The sequence below is a fragment of the Taishania pollutisoli genome (assembly GCF_014518315.1).
In the GTDB taxonomy this organism is placed as follows: domain Bacteria; phylum Bacteroidota; class Bacteroidia; order Flavobacteriales_D; family Crocinitomicaceae; genus Taishania; species Taishania pollutisoli.
The window spans coordinates 15,052-32,538 of sequence record NZ_JACVEL010000001.1 but is presented as its reverse complement, the minus strand read 5'-3'; the positions used below and the strand labels follow the sequence as shown (position 1 = coordinate 32,538).

General features: G+C 41.8%; 14 protein-coding genes. 8 read left to right on the top strand and 6 right to left on the bottom strand.

Annotation, left to right across the window (positions count from 1 at the left end; translation table 11 throughout):
- Positions 1 to 156: 156 nt before the first annotated feature.
- The 4 genes from H9Y05_RS00120 to H9Y05_RS00105 all read right to left on the bottom strand — a co-directional run bounded on the left by H9Y05_RS00120 (position 157) and on the right by H9Y05_RS00105 (position 3,891).
- The gene (locus tag H9Y05_RS00120) at positions 157 to 1,863 is read right to left on the bottom strand and encodes a tetratricopeptide repeat protein (RefSeq protein WP_163492548.1); all 1,707 of its coding nucleotides are present in this window, start codon (positions 1,861 to 1,863) and stop codon (positions 157 to 159) included.
- Positions 1,864 to 1,935: 72 nt separating this feature from the next.
- Complete coding sequence (gene folK, locus H9Y05_RS00115) at positions 1,936 to 2,457, bottom strand: 2-amino-4-hydroxy-6-hydroxymethyldihydropteridine diphosphokinase (RefSeq protein ID WP_216713163.1); 522 nt, start codon at positions 2,455 to 2,457, stop codon at positions 1,936 to 1,938.
- On the bottom strand, positions 2,448 to 3,020 hold the full coding sequence (gene gldD, locus H9Y05_RS00110) for a gliding motility lipoprotein GldD (RefSeq protein ID WP_216713162.1): 573 nt from the start codon (positions 3,018 to 3,020) through the stop codon (positions 2,448 to 2,450). Before gldD ends, folK begins: the two co-directional genes overlap by 10 nt.
- A gap of 46 nt (positions 3,021 to 3,066) precedes the next feature.
- The gene (locus tag H9Y05_RS00105; RefSeq protein ID WP_163492545.1) at positions 3,067 to 3,891 is read right to left on the bottom strand and encodes a ZIP family metal transporter; all 825 of its coding nucleotides are present in this window, start codon (positions 3,889 to 3,891) and stop codon (positions 3,067 to 3,069) included.
- Between the two features lie 213 nt (positions 3,892 to 4,104).
- Between H9Y05_RS00105 and H9Y05_RS00100 the strand changes: the two genes are divergently transcribed.
- The 3 genes from H9Y05_RS00100 (at position 4,105) to H9Y05_RS00090 (ending at position 8,385) form a co-directional block, all read left to right on the top strand.
- Positions 4,105 to 4,701 carry an RNA polymerase sigma factor gene (locus H9Y05_RS00100; protein WP_163492544.1) on the top strand — a complete coding sequence of 199 codons (597 nt, stop codon included), beginning with the start codon at positions 4,105 to 4,107 and terminating at the stop codon, positions 4,699 to 4,701.
- A 76-nt stretch (positions 4,702 to 4,777) separates the two neighbouring features.
- A complete protein-coding gene (locus H9Y05_RS00095) occupies positions 4,778 to 5,719 on the top strand; it encodes a rhomboid family intramembrane serine protease (RefSeq protein WP_163492543.1) in 942 nt (313 codons plus the stop codon).
- Positions 5,720 to 5,820: 101 nt separating this feature from the next.
- Positions 5,821 to 8,385, top strand: coding sequence for an ATP-binding protein (locus tag H9Y05_RS00090; protein ID WP_216713161.1), 2,565 nt, complete (start codon positions 5,821 to 5,823; stop codon positions 8,383 to 8,385).
- Position 8,386: 1 nt separating this feature from the next.
- Here the strand turns inward: H9Y05_RS00090 and H9Y05_RS00085 are convergent, their stop codons facing one another.
- Entirely contained in the window at positions 8,387 to 9,736 is a 1,350-nt protein-coding gene (locus tag H9Y05_RS00085; protein ID WP_216713160.1) for a sigma-54-dependent transcriptional regulator, read from the bottom strand.
- A 130-nt stretch (positions 9,737 to 9,866) separates the two neighbouring features.
- Positions 9,867 to 10,166 carry a hypothetical protein gene (locus tag H9Y05_RS00080; protein ID WP_216713159.1) on the bottom strand — a complete coding sequence of 100 codons (300 nt, stop codon included), beginning with the start codon at positions 10,164 to 10,166 and terminating at the stop codon, positions 9,867 to 9,869.
- A 228-nt stretch (positions 10,167 to 10,394) separates the two neighbouring features.
- Between H9Y05_RS00080 and H9Y05_RS00075 the strand changes: the two genes are divergently transcribed.
- The 5 genes from H9Y05_RS00075 (at position 10,395) to H9Y05_RS00055 (ending at position 17,483) form a co-directional block, all read left to right on the top strand.
- On the top strand, positions 10,395 to 11,753 hold the full coding sequence (locus H9Y05_RS00075) for a M20/M25/M40 family metallo-hydrolase (RefSeq protein ID WP_216713158.1): 1,359 nt from the start codon (positions 10,395 to 10,397) through the stop codon (positions 11,751 to 11,753).
- 67 nt (positions 11,754 to 11,820) lie between these two features.
- Complete coding sequence (locus tag H9Y05_RS00070; RefSeq protein ID WP_216713157.1) at positions 11,821 to 12,462, top strand: ATP-binding cassette domain-containing protein; 642 nt, start codon at positions 11,821 to 11,823, stop codon at positions 12,460 to 12,462.
- Between the two features lie 4 nt (positions 12,463 to 12,466).
- Positions 12,467 to 13,648, top strand: coding sequence for a hypothetical protein (locus H9Y05_RS00065; RefSeq protein WP_216713156.1), 1,182 nt, complete (start codon positions 12,467 to 12,469; stop codon positions 13,646 to 13,648).
- A 209-nt stretch (positions 13,649 to 13,857) separates the two neighbouring features.
- Positions 13,858 to 14,259, top strand: coding sequence for a hypothetical protein (locus H9Y05_RS00060; RefSeq protein ID WP_163492536.1), 402 nt, complete (start codon positions 13,858 to 13,860; stop codon positions 14,257 to 14,259).
- Between the two features lie 5 nt (positions 14,260 to 14,264).
- A complete protein-coding gene (locus tag H9Y05_RS00055) occupies positions 14,265 to 17,483 on the top strand; it encodes a T9SS type B sorting domain-containing protein (protein WP_216713155.1) in 3,219 nt (1,072 codons plus the stop codon).
- Positions 17,484 to 17,487 lie beyond the last annotated feature (4 nt).

Below are 17,487 nucleotides of genomic sequence, written 5' to 3'. Positions count from 1 at the left end.
AATTTAAAATGATGGGACAAATGTAAGCAGAATCGCACGATTAAAATCAAATACGACGTAAATTTATTAACATATTAAAGGTTAATGAAATTTGTATGAAAACAAAAATCCCGCTGAAATTTATTCAGCGGGATTTTTTATCGTAAATACGTGCTTTTATTTCTTGTCAGCTGCTGCCGCCGCTGCTTTTTCTACTGCTACAGGAGTAACAAACTCTCTGTCGCGTGTAGCTCTTTCTCCGAAAGAAGCGTCTTTTGCTGCTGCTTTGCTGATGTTGCTTGTCGCTTCAGCGTCTTTCTTGTCACGCTTCGCTGCGATTGCTTTCAGGTAATAACCTTGTGCGCTTTCAGCATCGTCAGAACCGTCGATTGTTTTTGTTGCACCTGCGTTATCACCGTTCAACAATTGAGCCAACGCTTTGTTGAAAGTTGCTTCAGAACCAAAGTTAGAAACTGCTGATGCATATTTCCCGTCCTGAATATCCAGGATTCCTTTGTTGTAATTTACCTGAGCACCAGCTCCGTTTGCTTGTCCGAACAATTGTTTTGCTTTCGCTCGGTCTCCCTGAACACCTGCGATTGCTCCCAGGTTGTTTTTAGCGATTGCGTTGTCCTTCATTCCGTTTGCTTTTTCAAATTGTGCTTTTGCTTCACCCAATTTGTTTTGCTCGTAATAAACAGCACCGATGTTGTTGAACGCTCTGTGATCCTGCGGGAAGTTTTTAGCGGCTACCTGGTACAGTCTCAATTTCTCATTCAAATCGTTTGTCAATGTTGCTGTGAATAACAACTCTTCCAATTTCAAAGAATCCGGATTGGAAACTGAAATAGCTTTCAATTCTTCGTCAGAATATCCTGTCAAATCATATACAACGTAGATTTCAGAACGACGCAATAACGGGAAGATGTCTTTATCCAATTGTGTAAATGTTTTACCCATTGCACGCATTTCTTCTTCACGTTTAACAGGATCTTTGTACATTTCTAAAACACGCAAGATCAGGTTCTTTTCATCTTCGTTGAATTTAGAAGCTTGCAATTCTCTTTTGAATCCTACGTAGTCCTCACCGCTTCCTTTCAAGCTGAATATCTCTGTCTGAGCTTTGTCATTTTTCGCTTTTTTCGCTACCCCAAGAACCGTCTCTTTTCCTGTGTTAGAACGATCCGTTGACAAAGTGTTGTTTTTGTCTTCTTCTCCTTCCGGTGAAGCGTATCCAACGATTTCAATTGATTTGATGTTTACTTTTGCGTTTGGTTGAACTTTTGTTAACCAGTTTTGCAATTCAACGATGTCTTTATCTTTCAATTCCGCAGGGCGAACATTTGATTTTCCTTTTTCGTAATTGATTTGAGCAAATTGCTTCTCCTCAGTAACGCGCTTGAATTGATCCGCTTCGTAAATAACACGGAAATCTTTGTTAACCAGGTACGGAGTGATAATTGTAGCGTCAGCAATTCTGATCACATCCAATTGTTCTTTTTCTTTTGTTCCTTTGAAAACTTTTCCTGTTACAGACAATGCAGACGCTTCCATGTCTGATTTGTACGGAACAACATCGGTGTAAGTAACTTTTCCTCCGGCTTTATATTGGATAACAGTTCCGTTTCCTGTTGCTTTCTCTCCTTGAACCATCAATGGCTTCAATTGTGTAGAAGCAATAGAAGGATTGATCTCAGCAGAAACTTTCTTCTTGATACCTTTTTCAGGGAATGTTACATCAACTTTAACTCTCACAGAGTCTCCATGCATTTCTAATGGATCTGGCGTAACTGTATAGTCCAGGTCCTTCAATAAGTCACAGCTTGTAACTAAAGAACCTGCAACCGCGATAAACGCTAAACCTTTGATACTTTGTTTTTTCATAATTCTCAACGTATAAATTCTTACCAATTGTTTGCAAATCTAAATAAAAAATATTCTTTTCCAAAGATTTTGTCAATTAATAATATCTTCGGTTTTAAAACCATCAACCCTATAAGTTTCACCGAGTTGTTGCTGGTTACTGCATAACTGAGCGATTGTTAAAAAATGTTTATAATGACAGAGATCGGGTGCGATCTCTTGTAACGGTAACAGCACAAAACCTCTTTTTTCCAGATGTGGATGCGGGATTTTCAGTGCTGTTTCGTTGATAATCAGGTTGTCATAGAATAAAATGTCAATATCAATCACCCTATCGGCATATTCTGCTGTTTTTATCCGTCCCATTGATTGTTCAATTGTTTGGGTTATTTCGAGTAATTTATGTGGAGACAGGGGGGTAGTGATGGCAATGCAACAGTTGTAATAATTGTTGGTGGAACTGTATCCCCATGCCTTGCTTTCATAGACGGAAGAAACCCGTGTGATCGATCCGGCTTCTTTTGCCAGTGTTTTTATTGCAACGGAAAGATTGTGTTTCCTGTTGCCGAGATTAGTTCCCAGGGATAAATAAGCAACCGCTGCTTTTATTTCCATTCAAATGTGTTAATCAGGTGGTAGAGGTCTTTTTCCAGGTAATTTAACGAAGGACGAAGTGAATCGTAATTGGGGACACTGTTAAAGTAAACAACCCCGCTCACGAAATTTTCAGTTGAATCCGTCAGGTAGAACTGAAATGGTGTGGCAACATCTCCCTGTAATTTAAAGATTGTGCCGAATACCCGTTTTTCGGGGTAAATGAAGTTCTCCGTCTCAATACCGGTTGCTTTTATCTTGTGTTCACCGACTTTGTCATTGGAGTAATTGACATAAGTTCCAAGTGACTCCGTCATATGGATGTAGGAGAAATTAATAATGCCGTTCAAAGGTCCCAGGTCAATGTCTTTATGGCAACTCGCTGCCGCTTGTCCCGGTTGCACACTTTTGACCGTATATAGTTTGGATACTTCAAAGGTGTAAGGGCAATTGTCACTGAAAACAACATATTCGTGCTCGGGAAGTTCTGTACGCAAGTACAACGGAGGCTTAGGTACAGGTGTCTTTTCTGAGCAGGACCACAGGATGCATAAGAGGGCAAAGGTGCTTAACAGGACTTTCATGAGATTGAACGGAATTTTAATTGCTCCCAAAGTTACAATTATTCTTTTATCCTAATCCAACATCCAGGATCATCATTACTGTGAATCCGGCGATAAATCCCAAAACAGCGATGTCGGTGTATTTGTCGCGCTGTGTTTCAGGGATTACTTCTTCGACGACGACGTATACCATTGCTCCTGCAGCAAATGCCAGTGCATAGGGCAGGATCGGTTCGATGTAAATAACAGCCAGTGCTCCGATCACTCCCGCAATGGGCTCTACAATTGCAGATAACTGGCCATACCAGAAACTTTTCAACCGGGATGCGCCTGCTCTTCGGAGGGGCATTGCGACGGCAAACCCTTCCGGGAAATTTTGAATCCCGATACCGATTGCCAGTGTGATGGCGGCGATCAATGCTTCTTCTGTTCCCGATGCCGCAGCGCCAAAGAGGACGCCTACTGCTAATCCTTCCGGGATGTTGTGCAGGGTGATTGCGAGTACCATTAAGGTTGTGTGATGCAATTGTGTTTTTACCCCTTCCTTTTCTTCTTTCTTAAAATTGATGTGAAGGTGGGGCAATTTTTTATCCAGCGCAAACAGAAACAATGCTCCTGCCAGAAATCCGACAGCTGCAGGAACCCATTTTAGTGACGCCGGGTAGCTTTCTTCTGATAACTCTATTGCAGGGCTTAAAAGCGACCAGAAACTGGCAGCAATCATTACCCCGCCCGTGAATCCTAACATGGCGTCCAGTACACCCCGGTTTGCTCCTTTAAAAAGAAATACCAGAGCTGCTCCGGCTGCAGTTGCAAGCCATGTAAAAGTTGTTGCGATCAGGGCTCCCGTTACAGGGTGTACTTCCCGGAAGAATTCATAAATCTCGTGCATGTGTCGCTGGTGTTTTGTGCAAAAATAATAAATAGTTAGACAAGGCTAACTTTTATTTTCACATTTTTTCACATTTTTTTAGCCGTGTTCAAAAAAATGCATTACCTTAGCAATTCGTATAACATTTATAAAACATCGCCTATAGCAGATTTTACTCATTTTGAACAGTTGAAGAATTTATAAAAAGGGATTCAAAAACCTAAATTGAGTATTATGGCTATGAATTATTTAGACGATAGTGTCTTGGTAAGAGACTACATCGATGGAAACGAAAAGGCTTTTGAGGTGTTGGTTATGCGTCACAAGGATAAAATCCACCGGTATATTTTATTAAAAGTCAAAGATCAGTTGCTTGCTGAAGATATCTTTCAGGAGACATTCATTAAAGTCATTCGTACAATCAAACTGGGTTCCTATAACGAAGATGGAAAATTCCTTCCTTGGGTGATGCGGATTGCACACAATCTGGTGATTGATCACTTCAGAAAGGCGAATAAAGTACGCATGATTTCAGAAACTTCTTCTAAAAATGAAGAGTTTAACATCTTCAGTACACTGGCATTGGAAGAGCTCAATGTACAGGATCAGATTACAATGGATGAATTAAAAAACCAGATGGTCAACCTGATTGAACACCTGCCGGATTCCCAACGCGAAATATTAAAGCAACGCATTTTCCAGGATATGTCTTTCAAGGAAATTGCAGATATGGAAGATATCAGTATCAATACGGCACTTGGCCGGATGCGATATGCATTGATTAACCTGCGAAAACTGATCGAAAAATACCAGCTGGTGACCGATTTTTAATATTCTCTGAAATATTAGGCTGCAAACACAATCGGTGAATCAAATTATACGTTAATTTTGTGTGAGTCGTCTAACTATGATTGAATCTACAGAGCATAAACACTTTCCCTGGTTTACAACGTTGTTTTCGTTGTTGCTGCTATGTGTTTATGTTGTGATGGCTATACTTTCGGGGAGCATTGAAGTGGCCCCGAAGTACCTGGAATATTTCGGAGCTCCGTATGCGACACAAATTTATTCCGGGCATGTGTATGGTGTGATTACCAATAATCTGATTCATATTAATTTATTGCATTTGCTTGCGAACCTGGTTGGTTTGTGGTTGTTTGGCGCGTTTATCGAGCGGCGTATCGGATGGGTTAAAATGGCTGCTTTCGGACTGGTCAGTTCCATTTTCGGATCGATGATCCAATTGACACTTACAGACGATGCCGGATTGGGCATTTCAAGTGCGTTATTCGGATTTTATGTGTTAATTCTCATCATGTCATTTCGGGATGAGCGTTTTAAGATGAAGTACATGTATGTATTTGGAATTGCCTTGTTTTTCCTTTTGATTTTCATGATTGTGAATAATCAGCTGTTTGGTGAAGAAATTGCCATTGAAGCAAAGATAGGAGGTGTTTTCTGGGGATTCCTGATGGGGATTAGTCAGCGAGAGAGTACTATCAGGTGGCAGTTATTGCTTCTGTTCGGATTGCCTTTTTCCATTGCTGCATCCACATTGTTCTATGCTCCCTGGTCCAGTCAGTGGCAATGTACCAAAGGAATCGCCTACCACAAAAAGCATGAACTGAACACAGCAAAAAAATATTACCAGGCGGCCATTCACATTGATCCGTCTAATCATCTGGCGCAGGAGAATTACAAGTTGGTGCAAATTGATCAACTTGCCATCCTGGCTTATGATGCACATCTTTCCGGAGAATATACAACCGCCAGAAGGTATTACCTTAAAATCCTGTCGATCAAAAAAAATCACCGATGGGCCCTGGATAACCTCAAAGAACTACCATAGTTTTTTTAGATTCCTTAACAATTGTTGATGGAATTAATTTTGCTGATGGCCGGCAAAATAATATCTTTAACACGGGCAGATGTTAAACCAGGTTCGTATTAATGAAGAATAATCCGCAGCAATTTAATTTACAGAAAACCAAATTAAAGGTAGCGGCAGGTTATTCTTTCATGTTGGTTGTATTTGTGCTTTCGGTTTTCCTTGTTTACAGAAGTTTTGACGCCATTATTCATTCTGTTGAAACGATGAGTGAAGACAACCAGGAGCTGGAAGTAGCGACTGAAATTTCCAGGGGAATTGTACAGATTAATAACTATTCGACAATCTATACCAACACGTTTAAGCGAGCAGATTATGAACGATACATCCAGGAGCGGGCGGCAGTTTCTAAAAAGATCAATACCCTGAATGAACAATTGAAAGACGCCGGAACGGATTCCATTAAACATTACTTCAAAGAATACCTGCGTTCAATTGATACCTGGATTTTATTGAACGATTTGTCCCGGAAAAATGATTTTAATGGGATTTCTCAATTGATCTCACTGGCAGAAGATTCGCTGTCAAAAGCTAATTTATCCATCCCGTATTCCAGTGTTAAGATTATTAAAGAAACGACTGAACGAAAGGAAGAAAATACATTTGATACAGAAAATGGTTTGGATGATAAATCCTCTTCGCGCAAAAAAAGAACGAAAAAATCAAAGGATAAAAAAGGGAAAAATACCTCGGATGAAGGTACTGGTCTGACAAAAACAATTACCGAAATTTCTGTCGATACAGAGATTGATACAGCTTATTACCGGCAAATGGAAGAGTTGATCGGAAAAGTAAAAGAAACAATTTCTGATGCGGAACGAACCAAAAACTATCAAAAAAAGAAACTGCGGACAACGGAACTTAAATTGCTGGAAACACAGGCGCTGCTTGTTGCGAAGATCAACCATATTTTATCGGTGATCGATGTTGAAAATAAAAAAATGATCAACCAAAAACTGTCAGTATCCAAAGTCATGGCAGAAGATGCTTCCAAGCAGTTGTTATATATTTTGTTGGTCTGTTTGTTTATTTCCCTGGTCTTTGGTCACTTCGTTTTTTCGGATATTTCCAGGAGTAGCTATTACAAGGCAATGCTGGAAAAGGAAAAAATTGAAACGGAACGACTTGCAAAAGCCAAAGAGGACTTTCTTGCCAATATGAGCCATGAAATTCGGACACCACTTACCAATATTATCGGACTTTCAGAACAACTAAGTAGAAGAGAGTCCGGTGAAGATAAAGAGAAATTAAATGCCATTATTACTTCCTCGGAGCATTTGAGAGATATTGTCAATGACATCCTTGATCTGTCGAAAATCGGCGCAGGATTACTGAAGTTTGAACAGATTGGTTTTTCTGTTCAATCAATTATTGATGAAGTATTGCAGATGTTTCAGCACGGAGTCAATGACAAGCGGCTGGAATTGCTTGCTGAGGTCAATTGGAATGGATTGATCCCGGAGAAAACCTTTTTTCTGGGTGATCCCGTTCGATTGAAGCAATTGATGATCAATCTGCTGAGTAATTCCCTTAAATTTACACATGAAGGACATATAAAAATCAGTGTTTCAGTCACAGAAGCCAGAAGCTGTTATTATATTCATTGCGATGTCGAAGATACGGGAATCGGAATTGATGCTGAAAAACAAAGTGAAATATTTAACGATTTCACGCAGGCGGATCAGGCCATTCAGCGGCACTTCGGAGGCACCGGACTGGGCTTGTCGATTAGTAAAAAAATAGTTGAACTCCAGGGAGGAAGAATCTGGATGGAAAGCGAGCCGGGAAAGGGATCTGTATTTTCATTCCGGATTCCTTACCGAAAAGCAAAAGAAGCGGAGTACCCGGTGCGGGATACAATTAATTATGCGGCAGTTGGTCAATTGAAAGGAAAAAAGCTATTGGTAGCTGATGACGATAAAATGATTCCTGTTGTGCTGTCCCCTTTGTTTAATCAGTGGGGAATTGAGTATACGATTTGCCATAGTTCTGTTGAAGCATGGCAGTTGTTACAGGAAAAACAGTTTGACATCCTGATACTCGACCTCAATATGCCTGAAATGAGCGGGTATGAATTAGTGGAACGATTAAACGGAAATGAGAATATATTGAACAAGGGCATTCGTCTGATCATCTGTTCGGGGAATTTAACCGTTGAAATCAAGGAGCCTGTTTCGTATGAAATGCTTCCCAAACCGTTTAAGAAAAAAGAGTTGCTCGAGGTGCTGTGTCGCTCCATAGAAGAAACCGGTGAAACAATACATCCGGTTTCAGAAACAGACGCATATACGCTGAATAATTTCATCGCCTTTGCCAATAATGATGCAACGACACTGCGTATGTTTATTGAAACATTCATTGCCCAAACCCAAAATGAACTGATGGAAATGGAGCAATTTCTCCGACAGGGAAACCGGGATCAAATCAGTGAAGTAGCACACAAACTGAAAAATACCTTCGGTCAGCTGGAAGCGCATGAAGTAATCCGCATTCTGAGTTGCCTGGAATCCATTACTGAAGAAAAAGAACTCACTCAACAAGAAATTTCCGATCACATTGCCGGTTTGAAACAGGTTGTTGCTGAAATTTTAACCAGCCTTGAGAAAGACCTGAAGCAACTGGATTGAATTACAGGTCGTAATCCCGCATTTTATTATACAACGTTTTTCGGTCAATGTTCAGCATTTTTGCCGCTTTGCTTTTATTGAAACGGGCATCGTTGAGTGCCTGTATGATTTTTTCCTTCTCGAGGTGTTCAGAAAGTACTTTCAGATCGACGGTGTTGAGTTCAACAGATGGATCCGGTGCAACGGATGCTTTGATTTCTGAAGGAAGACTTTCTTTGTCAACGACTTCTCCTTTTGTCATCAACGCGGAACGGCGAACACAATTTTTCAACTCCCGCAGGTTTCCGGGCCAGGGATAATTTCTGAATAACCGAACAACATCGGGGTCAAATCCTTTGAGGGATTTATTTAATTCTTCGTTGCATTGTTGGAGGTAAAAATCGGCAAACAACGGAATGTCTTCCTTCCGTTCCCTGACCGGAGCAAGGTTGATCTTAAATTCATTGAGCCGATGGTACAAATCCTCCCGGAATGTTCCTTCCGCGACGGCCCTGTTGAGGTTTTCATTCGTTGCAACAATAATCCGTACATCGATGGAAATATCGTTGTTTCCCCCGATTTTACGAATGGAGCGTTCCTGGATGGCACGCAGCAATTTGATCTGAACATCGTAGCTCAGGTTTCCGATTTCGTCCAGGAACAGGGTTCCGGTATGTGCCAACTCGAATTGACCTGTTTTATCAGCTACTGAACTGGTAAATGATCCTTTGACATGTCCGAATAATTCACTGCCGGCCATTTCCTGGGAAAGCGTTCCGCAATCAATGGCTACAAACGGCTTGTCGGCTCTGTTACTCAATTCATGTATTTTCCGGGCTGCAAACTCTTTCCCTGTTCCGCTTTCACCTTCAATAATGACAGAGTAATTCGTCGGAGCAATGGTGTTGATTTCTTCTTTTACTTTTAGCCAGGCAGGAGAAATCCCTTCAATGAATGTTCGCTCCTGTTTTTTCTTCTTAAAGCTTACAGCTACAGGTTGCGTTGTTGTTTCATTTTGGTGCAGGATACTTTTTACCAATTCAAGTAATTCACTCGGGTTGATGGGCTTTGTCAGGTAATCGTGTGCTCCTGTTTTGATTGTTTTAACCGCTAATCGGATATCCCCGTGACTGGTCATGATTACAACAGGTGTTGTCACGCCTCTTTTCACAATTTCCCTGAGCAAATCCATTCCGTTTTTTTGAGGCATTTGATAATCCGTCAGGATCAGATCAAATGAAAATTCGGAGATCAACTCTAATGCACTGTTAACATTTCCGGAAGTGTAGATATCAAAACTTTGTTTAGACAAGAAACTCTTTAACATCAGGCAAAAAGTTACATCGTCATCAACGATTAGTATTTTTTTCATCTTCATACAAAAATACAGAAAACACCTTATTGCGTAAAAACTAAAAATCGTTAAAAAAAGTAATGAAACAAAATAGACCGCTCCTTTACTGGAAAAAAGCGGTCTATCTGGTTTTTAAATTAATGGAAATTTATTTCAGAGCATTTCCACTTTTGTCGAAAAGGATCGTTTTGCTGGACTGTCCGTCGTTCACGACTACTTCGTACCCGGAAACATTTCCTTCAGCGTCGGATAAACGGAATGCTTTTTCAATTTTTACTTCTCCCAATGCCGCAAGGGTATTTTTCGGAAGTTCCTCTGGTTTGATTTCAACCTTTCCTTTGTCGTCAACTTCAATGAATACATTGTTTGTTGTCATTTCTGTGTTGACATTCGCATAGATCGCCATTGATGCTATCGAAAAACCGGCAATTAAAAATAATTTTTTCATAACGCTTCACTTTAAATTAATTTCTTACCAATACCACTTCGCAAAATGATGCCATTGCTGCTTTGTTTAATTAATATATTGATTTTTATGTACTTATTTTTATTCATGTTGATTCAATTTGTGGCGTTTTTCCCCAAAGTAGGGAGAAATGCAACAACCCGGCATGACTTCGGGGTGCAATTCATCGCATTGTTTATTTTTTTAGTACATTCGTCACAAACTCTTTTTATGCGTATATTATTATTGCTATTGTTGCTGAATTTCTCTGTTTTTTCTCAGCAGTCAGATTCTGCATTCATTCGGAAAATATACAATGTTGCTTTGTCAGAAGGGCATGCCTATGAGAATTTAAGAAGCCTTTGTAAGGACATCGGAGCGCGTTTGTCAGGTTCTGCCGAAGCTGAAATGGCAGTGGAATGGTCGAAAAAACTATTCGAATCCTATGGATTTGATCAGGTCTACCTTCAGCCGGTAATGGTTCCGTATTGGAAACGAGGAACAACCGAAGCGGGATGGATTCGTACATCAGATAAATTACTGCATAAAGTTAACCTGCTTGCATTGGGAGGAAGTATTGCTACAGACGGTACACTGGAGGCTGATGTTGTTGAATTCAAACACCTGGATGAGTTGAAGAAAGCAACCCGGAAACAGGTCGAAAATAAAATTGTTTTCCTGAATCAACCGATGAACGAACAGGATATTGTTACGTTTAAGGCATATGGGGGATGTTACGCCATTCGTGGTTACGGAGCAGTAGAAGCATCAAAATTAGGCGCAAAAGGAGTGATTATCCGTTCCATCGGAATGCCGGTTGACGGACACCCGCATACCGGTATGATGAATTATGTGGACTCAGTGAAAAAAATTCCTGCAGCAGCCATTTCTACAAGTGATGCTGAGAAACTGAGTGCATTGCTGAAAACACAGAAGGCACAATTTGTTATGAAGTTGAACTGCCAGGATTATGGAATGGTTCCTTCCTATAATGTAATTGCGGAACTGAAAGGGACTGTTTTTCCCAACCGGATTATTACCGTGGGCGGGCACCTGGATTCATGGGATACAGGTGAAGGAGCACACGACGACGGGGCAGGAGTGATGCATTCACTGGAAGCATTACGCATTCTGAAACAATTGAATTATAAACCAAAGCATACCTTGCGGGTTGTTTTCTTTATGAATGAGGAAAACGGAAATCAGGGAGGGGAAAATTATGCCAGGTGGGTCAAAGATAAAGGAGAAGAACACATTGCAGCGATTGAGAGTGACCGGGGAGGTTTTGCACCGAGGGGATTTCACTGCGACGGACCGGAGGATAAGCTGACTTTTTTGAAAAATCTCGAACCGGCTATGCGACCGTATGAATTGCATATTTTTGAGAAAGGGTATGGGGGCGTCGATATTTCTCCGCTGAAAAAACATTTTCCGGGTATTCCGTTGTTCGGATTCGTTCCTGATTCCCAACGCTATTTTGATTTTCACCATGCTCCCAGCGATGTATTCGAAAATGTCAATAAACGTGAATTGGAGTTGGGGTGTGCGGCAATCGCCTCATTGATGTATTTTATTGATCAACAATTTTAATGTCAATTGATTAGCTGTTGTTTCTTTTTTTGGAACAATAATTGCCTGACCTTTAAAAACGACAGACATGAAAATTACGTTGAAGCAAGTAATGCCGTCTCCGCTTTCTTCCATTAAACACGGAACGGACAGCATCTGGGGAAATGATGTGGTGCTGGAGCCGGGAAAAAAAATTATGCTCAATGCCGCCAGCGGAAAAGGAAAATCGACGTTTACATATACAGTTTTAGGCTTGCGCAATGACTATGCAGGAGTGATTGCATACGACGGGAAAGACGTGAAGACATTTACACCGGATGAATGGACGGAATTGAGAAAGAAAAAAATAGCCGTTGTTTTCCAGGATTTGCAGTTGTTTCCTTCCCTGACGGTCAAAGAAAACCTATTGATGAAAAATGCCCTGACGAATTGTTTTTCAGAAACAGAATTAATCGGGCAGCTGGACAGGTTAGGTATCGCTGATAAATGGGAGCAAAAGTGTGGTATTTTATCGATGGGACAGCAACAGCGCGTTGCAATTATCCGGGCGTTGGCACAACCCTATGAATGGTTAATCATGGATGAACCTTTTTCTCATTTGGATGAGGTAAACACACAGTTGTGCATGCAGATGATTCACCAACGGACAACTGAACTGCAAGCCGGATTTGTACTCACTTCTCTGGGAGATGATCACCAGTTTTCATTCGACTACATGCTAAATCTATAAGCCCATGTTACAGCAATTATTATTTCGCAATCAGGATAAAAAACAACTGATTATTGCCATCGTAGGTTCATTTCTGGGAATTACCTTTTTGGTGACTTCCATTCATTACCTGGTGAAAGTGAATGAATTCGGTCGGGGAACGGAAATTTTAGGACCCAACACACTGATCGTGCAGAAAAGGGTAAACTCCGGTGCGGTGTTGGGGATGGCCAGAACGGATTTTTCTGAATCAGAGATTGAAAACATGAAAAAAGAAAAGTTCATCTCTGATGTCAAGCCTGTATTATCAAACAACTTCGATGTTTCTTTTCAAACAGATGATCCGCACGTCCCGTATTTTCGCTCGGATGTATTTATCCAAACGGTTGATCCGGCTTTTCTGGACGTCAAATCAGATAAATGGCATTGGCAGCAGGGAGATTCCATTGTACCGATTATTCTTCCCCGGGATTTCCTGGTGATGCTGAACACATTCATGAGTGCCAGTGGCATTCCGCAGGTTTCAGATGACCTGGCAAAGGAGATCCAGTTCAAATTTACCATCCGGAATAATGACAAGAAAGAGTTTATCGGTGCACGTATCATCGGATTTACCAATGAGGTTGCATCCATCCTCGTTCCGCAGTCATTTATGGAATACGGAAATACCCATTTTGCATTGGGAGCAGACAAAAAAATTACACAAATTATGATTTCCGGTGAAGAAAATGAATTTGGATTGGTGGAGCAATACCTTACGAAACATGGACTGGAATCTAAAAATTCGCAGATGGTGGTCGGTCGTTTAAAAAGCATCATCAGCACATTGATTTTAGTGATTCTCGGGATTTCAGTCATCGCTGTATTTGTCTCCTGTTTGGTACTCATTCAGTATTTACAACTTCTGATGTCGCGAAATGCCTATGAAGTTCGTACCCTGATCCGGATGGGATACCACCCCAAACTGATTGTTCGTACTTTCTTCGTTTATTTTATAAAAATTTTCGGGATCATCACCGTTTTCGGATTTGCGGTTTTCTTTGGGTTCAAACTGATCCTGGACGGTGTATTTTCAGATGGTGGACTTGCTTTGAGTACAGGCGTAAGTTTGTATGGCGTCCTTTCATTGCTGGTTGCTTATGTACTATTTGCGGTTGCCAGTTACCGGACAGCAAAAAAAGGAGTGTTCAAAGAATATTTTTCATAGGCGATCATCTATCGAACCTGTCAAAATGGAAGACAGCCTGATCGTCGGATCACAATGCGTGAAAATCAGTGAATTCTGTTATATTTTTCAGGTAATAAGCTAAACGTGTTATTTTTCATTTTTTTTCAAAAACGGATGCATCCTTGATAAAAAAGCAGACGTTCTTAATAGCGATATTTGTTAATATACTCTTAAGCTATTAATTTATTATGAAATTAGTTTTAACTCTTTTATCCCTCTCCGTATTTGGGTTAGATGGATACTGCCAGGACTGGCAAGCTATTACTTCAAATGAACAGATTTCGGTATATGTCGCTGAAATCAAACACGACAATCCTGCAGATGATATTAGTCATCAGCGTTTTATTTTTAAGTATGAGAATCATACCACAGCTCCTGTTGAACTGCATTTTAACCGGGAAGTAAAGTATGGAGAAACAACGCTGACACAGGAAGAAGATTTCGTAGTTGCTATTCCTGCAAACGGAGAGATGCAATACGATGATTCGAAAAAGAATGATAAGACATACTACTTATTCAAAAAAGATAACAAAGGGTTTATCAAAAAATCATTACAGGATTTCAGCATTATCAACCTTACTATTAAATAAAGATTATGAAAATTAACAATCAGCTTACTGCCTTATTGATCGGGGTGGTAATCAGCTCATTGTCGTTTAGTCAATGTGAAATTAATGCCACGGCAAGCCCTGCTCAAATTTATTGCGGGCAAAGCACGACACTTACTGCTTTTGGATCCGGTTCAGGAACAGTGGTGATGAGCGAAAACTTTAATTCCGGGTTTGGTTCCGGATGGAGCAGTACACCGGGAGCAACCAGTTTTTCCAACCCTTGCTCTCCGGGAGGTGTAGATGGAACGCCGCATGCCTGGATGGATGCTAATACGAGTGTACCCCGAACCCTGACATCCGCTTCATTTAACCTTTCATCTGCAACAGCCGGAGTAACGATCTGCTTCGATTTATTGTTTGCAACACAAGGTGGAAATGCTCCGTGTGAAGGGCCGGATGAACCGAATGAAGGGGTCTATTTTCAATACTCTACAGATGGTGGTGCAACCTGGGTAACGATTAACTATTTTGATCCCCAGGGAGGATACAACACACCTTATACCAGCTGGAACAACTGGTGTTTCCAGATTCCGCTTGCTGCAATTACCTCCAATACGATGTTCCGCTGGCACCAGACAGCTGATTCGGGAGCCGGGTTTGATCACTGGGGAATTGACAATGTACAAATCGTTCAGAATGATGTGAACGCGGAAGTGGTGTGGGGACACGACGGATATTCATACGGAACGGGAAATTCCGGAGGAGCAAATCCCACTCCGGTTTCGCCGACTACGACCACGACTTACCCTGTAACAATTACTACCGGCACAGGGCAAACATGTACTGCGAGTGTTACGGTTGTAGTGTTGGATCCTGTGTACGATGTAGATGTTGCTGCAAACCCTACGACTATTTGCGTTGGAGATTGTGCGGATATCACAGGAACAGCGGTTCAGGTATTGGATCCGGGAGGGATTGAGACCTATGAGAATAACGAATTTGAAATTGTGGTTTCTACTTCCACATCTGTCAATATCAATGTTCAGGGAATTAATTCCAGCAGCATTTACGATGGATTGATTCAGAACGTAACCATCAACGGGTTTAATTTTTCAGGAACTTTTTTCTGTACTACACCGGGAGGTTGTAACTGTAACGGTTCTTCAATCAATTTCGGACAGACATGTAACATCAATACATCCGGATTTACCGTTACGCTGACTTCTCCGGGAGGTTGCCAGATTGTCCTGGCTCCTGCTAACGTTGCTACGGGTAATTACAACAGTACTGTTTTTGTGCCGGTGGGAGGAACAGGAATTGGAGGAACCTTCCCTGCAGGAGGTCCCTGGGCTCCGAATCAACCGTTTTCAAATTTAAACGGATGTGATCCGAACGGAGTGTGGACGCTGACATTCAGTTCCCCGGGATTCGGAATCGGAGGTGGAACATTGACTGGTTGGAGCATTACCTTTGATGACCCTCCGGTCCATGCGCCTGTTACAACAACGTGGGCTCCGACAACGGGACTTTCCAATCCGAATGATATCAACACACAGGCATGTCCGACCAACAGTACCAATTATGTTTTGACAGTTGCGAATTCCAACCCTGGCTGCCCGACACATATTGAAACAATTGCCATTACGGTTGATCCGTGTGGGGGATGCATTCCACCGGCGGTTACCATCAACCCGTTGACAGCATGTGCACCTGCAACATTGAACCTTGCAAACGCGATCGATCCGGCGAGTCAACCGGCAACATTGTCTTATCACGCATCCCAAACAGATGCACAGAATGACGGACCAACGATTTCAACAACGGTAACCACTTCCGGTACATATTGGGTGCGTATTGAAGACCCGAATGATCCGACCTGTTTCACGACGCAACAGATTACTGTCAACATAAGTACGGCAGCTGATGCTTCATTTACATTCAATGATTTCTGCTTTGGAACAACGAACGGACCGACAGGAATTGCAACATCGGGAGGAACATTTGCATTTAGTCCTGCGCCAACAGACGGAGCTACGATTAACGCTTCCACAGGAGTGATTTCCAACGGAGTAGCAGGAACAACGTATTCGGTACAATACACAACTTCAGGAGCGTGTCCTGCATCAAGTACGGAAACTGTTCAGATTAACTCCAATCCTACACCGACGATTTCAGGTAATTTAACCTATTGTACCGGAGGTTCTGCTACCCTGAATGCAGGCGGGGGGTATACTTCCTATTCCTGGTCAAATGGCGGGAGTACACAAATAATTACGACGACGGCAACGACCGGATTAACAGTTACGGTTACAGATGCAAACGGCTGTACAGGAACATCCGCTCCGGTTACGATCTCCGAATCGAACCAGATTGAAAACTTCTCTACGGTTTCTATTTGCCCGGGAGAATCGATCATTGTACATGGAAATACGGTGACTGCCCCCGGGGATTATTCACAAACATTTCCCGTAAGCGGCGGATGTGACAGTGTGTCAACTGTTACCGTGGTGCTCCATTCAGTTACGGTTCCGGTCATTACAGGTGATCTGTGGTATTGTAGCGGAGAAACGGCAACGTTGGCCACCAATCCTTCTAATTTTGTTTCTTATTCATGGAGTACGGGCAGTACACAAGCTGTGATCAATACAACATCCGGTCAACCGATAACAGTTACAGTTACGGATGCGAATGGATGCCAGACGACCAGCCAGCCTGTATTACTTACCCCTCCTCCCCAGGCTGTACTGAACGCGAACCCTTCTTCGGGAGTGGCTCCGCTGACGGTCCAACTTTTAAATAACAGCACCGGTGCAACCAGTTATGATTGGTATATCCAATCAGTAGATACTTTTTCGACTGTGAGCATGGACGGTGTAACAACTACTTATGACAGCCTGGGGACTTATACTGTTGTGCTTGTTGCACATTCTCAGCATTGTTCGGATACAGCAATTGTCTACATCAATGTATTAAACCCGGCGCAGCCACTGGATGTAGTGATCCCGAACGTATTTACACCGAACAATGACGGGGTCAATGACTTCTTTCTATTCGGATCAAGTAATATTGCGGAGCTGGAGTTGATCATTGTAAACCGATGGGGGAACCTGGTATATAAAACAGATGATGTCAACTTCATGTGGAATGGGAGAGACATGAGCGGAAAACCGGTGACAGAAGGAGTTTATTTCTATGATTACAAGGTAAAAGGTGTCATGGGAGATGAAATGTCAGGTCACGGATTTGTATCAGTGGAACACTAATTTC

Coding starts and splice junctions, on each gene's coding strand:
- folK (WP_216713163.1), bottom strand. CDS start 2,457: ATGGAAATAAAAGCAGCGGTTGCTTATTTATCCCTGGGAACTAATCTC.
- H9Y05_RS00100 (WP_163492544.1), top strand. CDS start 4,105: ATGGCTATGAATTATTTAGACGATAGTGTCTTGGTAAGAGACTACATC.
- H9Y05_RS00090 (WP_216713161.1), top strand. CDS start 5,821: ATGAAGAATAATCCGCAGCAATTTAATTTACAGAAAACCAAATTAAAG.
- H9Y05_RS00070 (WP_216713157.1), top strand. CDS start 11,821: ATGAAAATTACGTTGAAGCAAGTAATGCCGTCTCCGCTTTCTTCCATT.
- H9Y05_RS00085 (WP_216713160.1), bottom strand. CDS start 9,736: ATGAAAAAAATACTAATCGTTGATGACGATGTAACTTTTTGCCTGATG.
- H9Y05_RS00080 (WP_216713159.1), bottom strand. CDS start 10,166: ATGAAAAAATTATTTTTAATTGCCGGTTTTTCGATAGCATCAATGGCG.
- H9Y05_RS00065 (WP_216713156.1), top strand. CDS start 12,467: ATGTTACAGCAATTATTATTTCGCAATCAGGATAAAAAACAACTGATT.
- H9Y05_RS00060 (WP_163492536.1), top strand. CDS start 13,858: ATGAAATTAGTTTTAACTCTTTTATCCCTCTCCGTATTTGGGTTAGAT.
- H9Y05_RS00095 (WP_163492543.1), top strand. CDS start 4,778: ATGATTGAATCTACAGAGCATAAACACTTTCCCTGGTTTACAACGTTG.
- H9Y05_RS00120 (WP_163492548.1), bottom strand. CDS start 1,863: ATGAAAAAACAAAGTATCAAAGGTTTAGCGTTTATCGCGGTTGCAGGT.
- H9Y05_RS00055 (WP_216713155.1), top strand. CDS start 14,265: ATGAAAATTAACAATCAGCTTACTGCCTTATTGATCGGGGTGGTAATC.
- H9Y05_RS00075 (WP_216713158.1), top strand. CDS start 10,395: ATGCGTATATTATTATTGCTATTGTTGCTGAATTTCTCTGTTTTTTCT.
- H9Y05_RS00105 (WP_163492545.1), bottom strand. CDS start 3,891: ATGCACGAGATTTATGAATTCTTCCGGGAAGTACACCCTGTAACGGGA.
- gldD (WP_216713162.1), bottom strand. CDS start 3,020: ATGAAAGTCCTGTTAAGCACCTTTGCCCTCTTATGCATCCTGTGGTCC.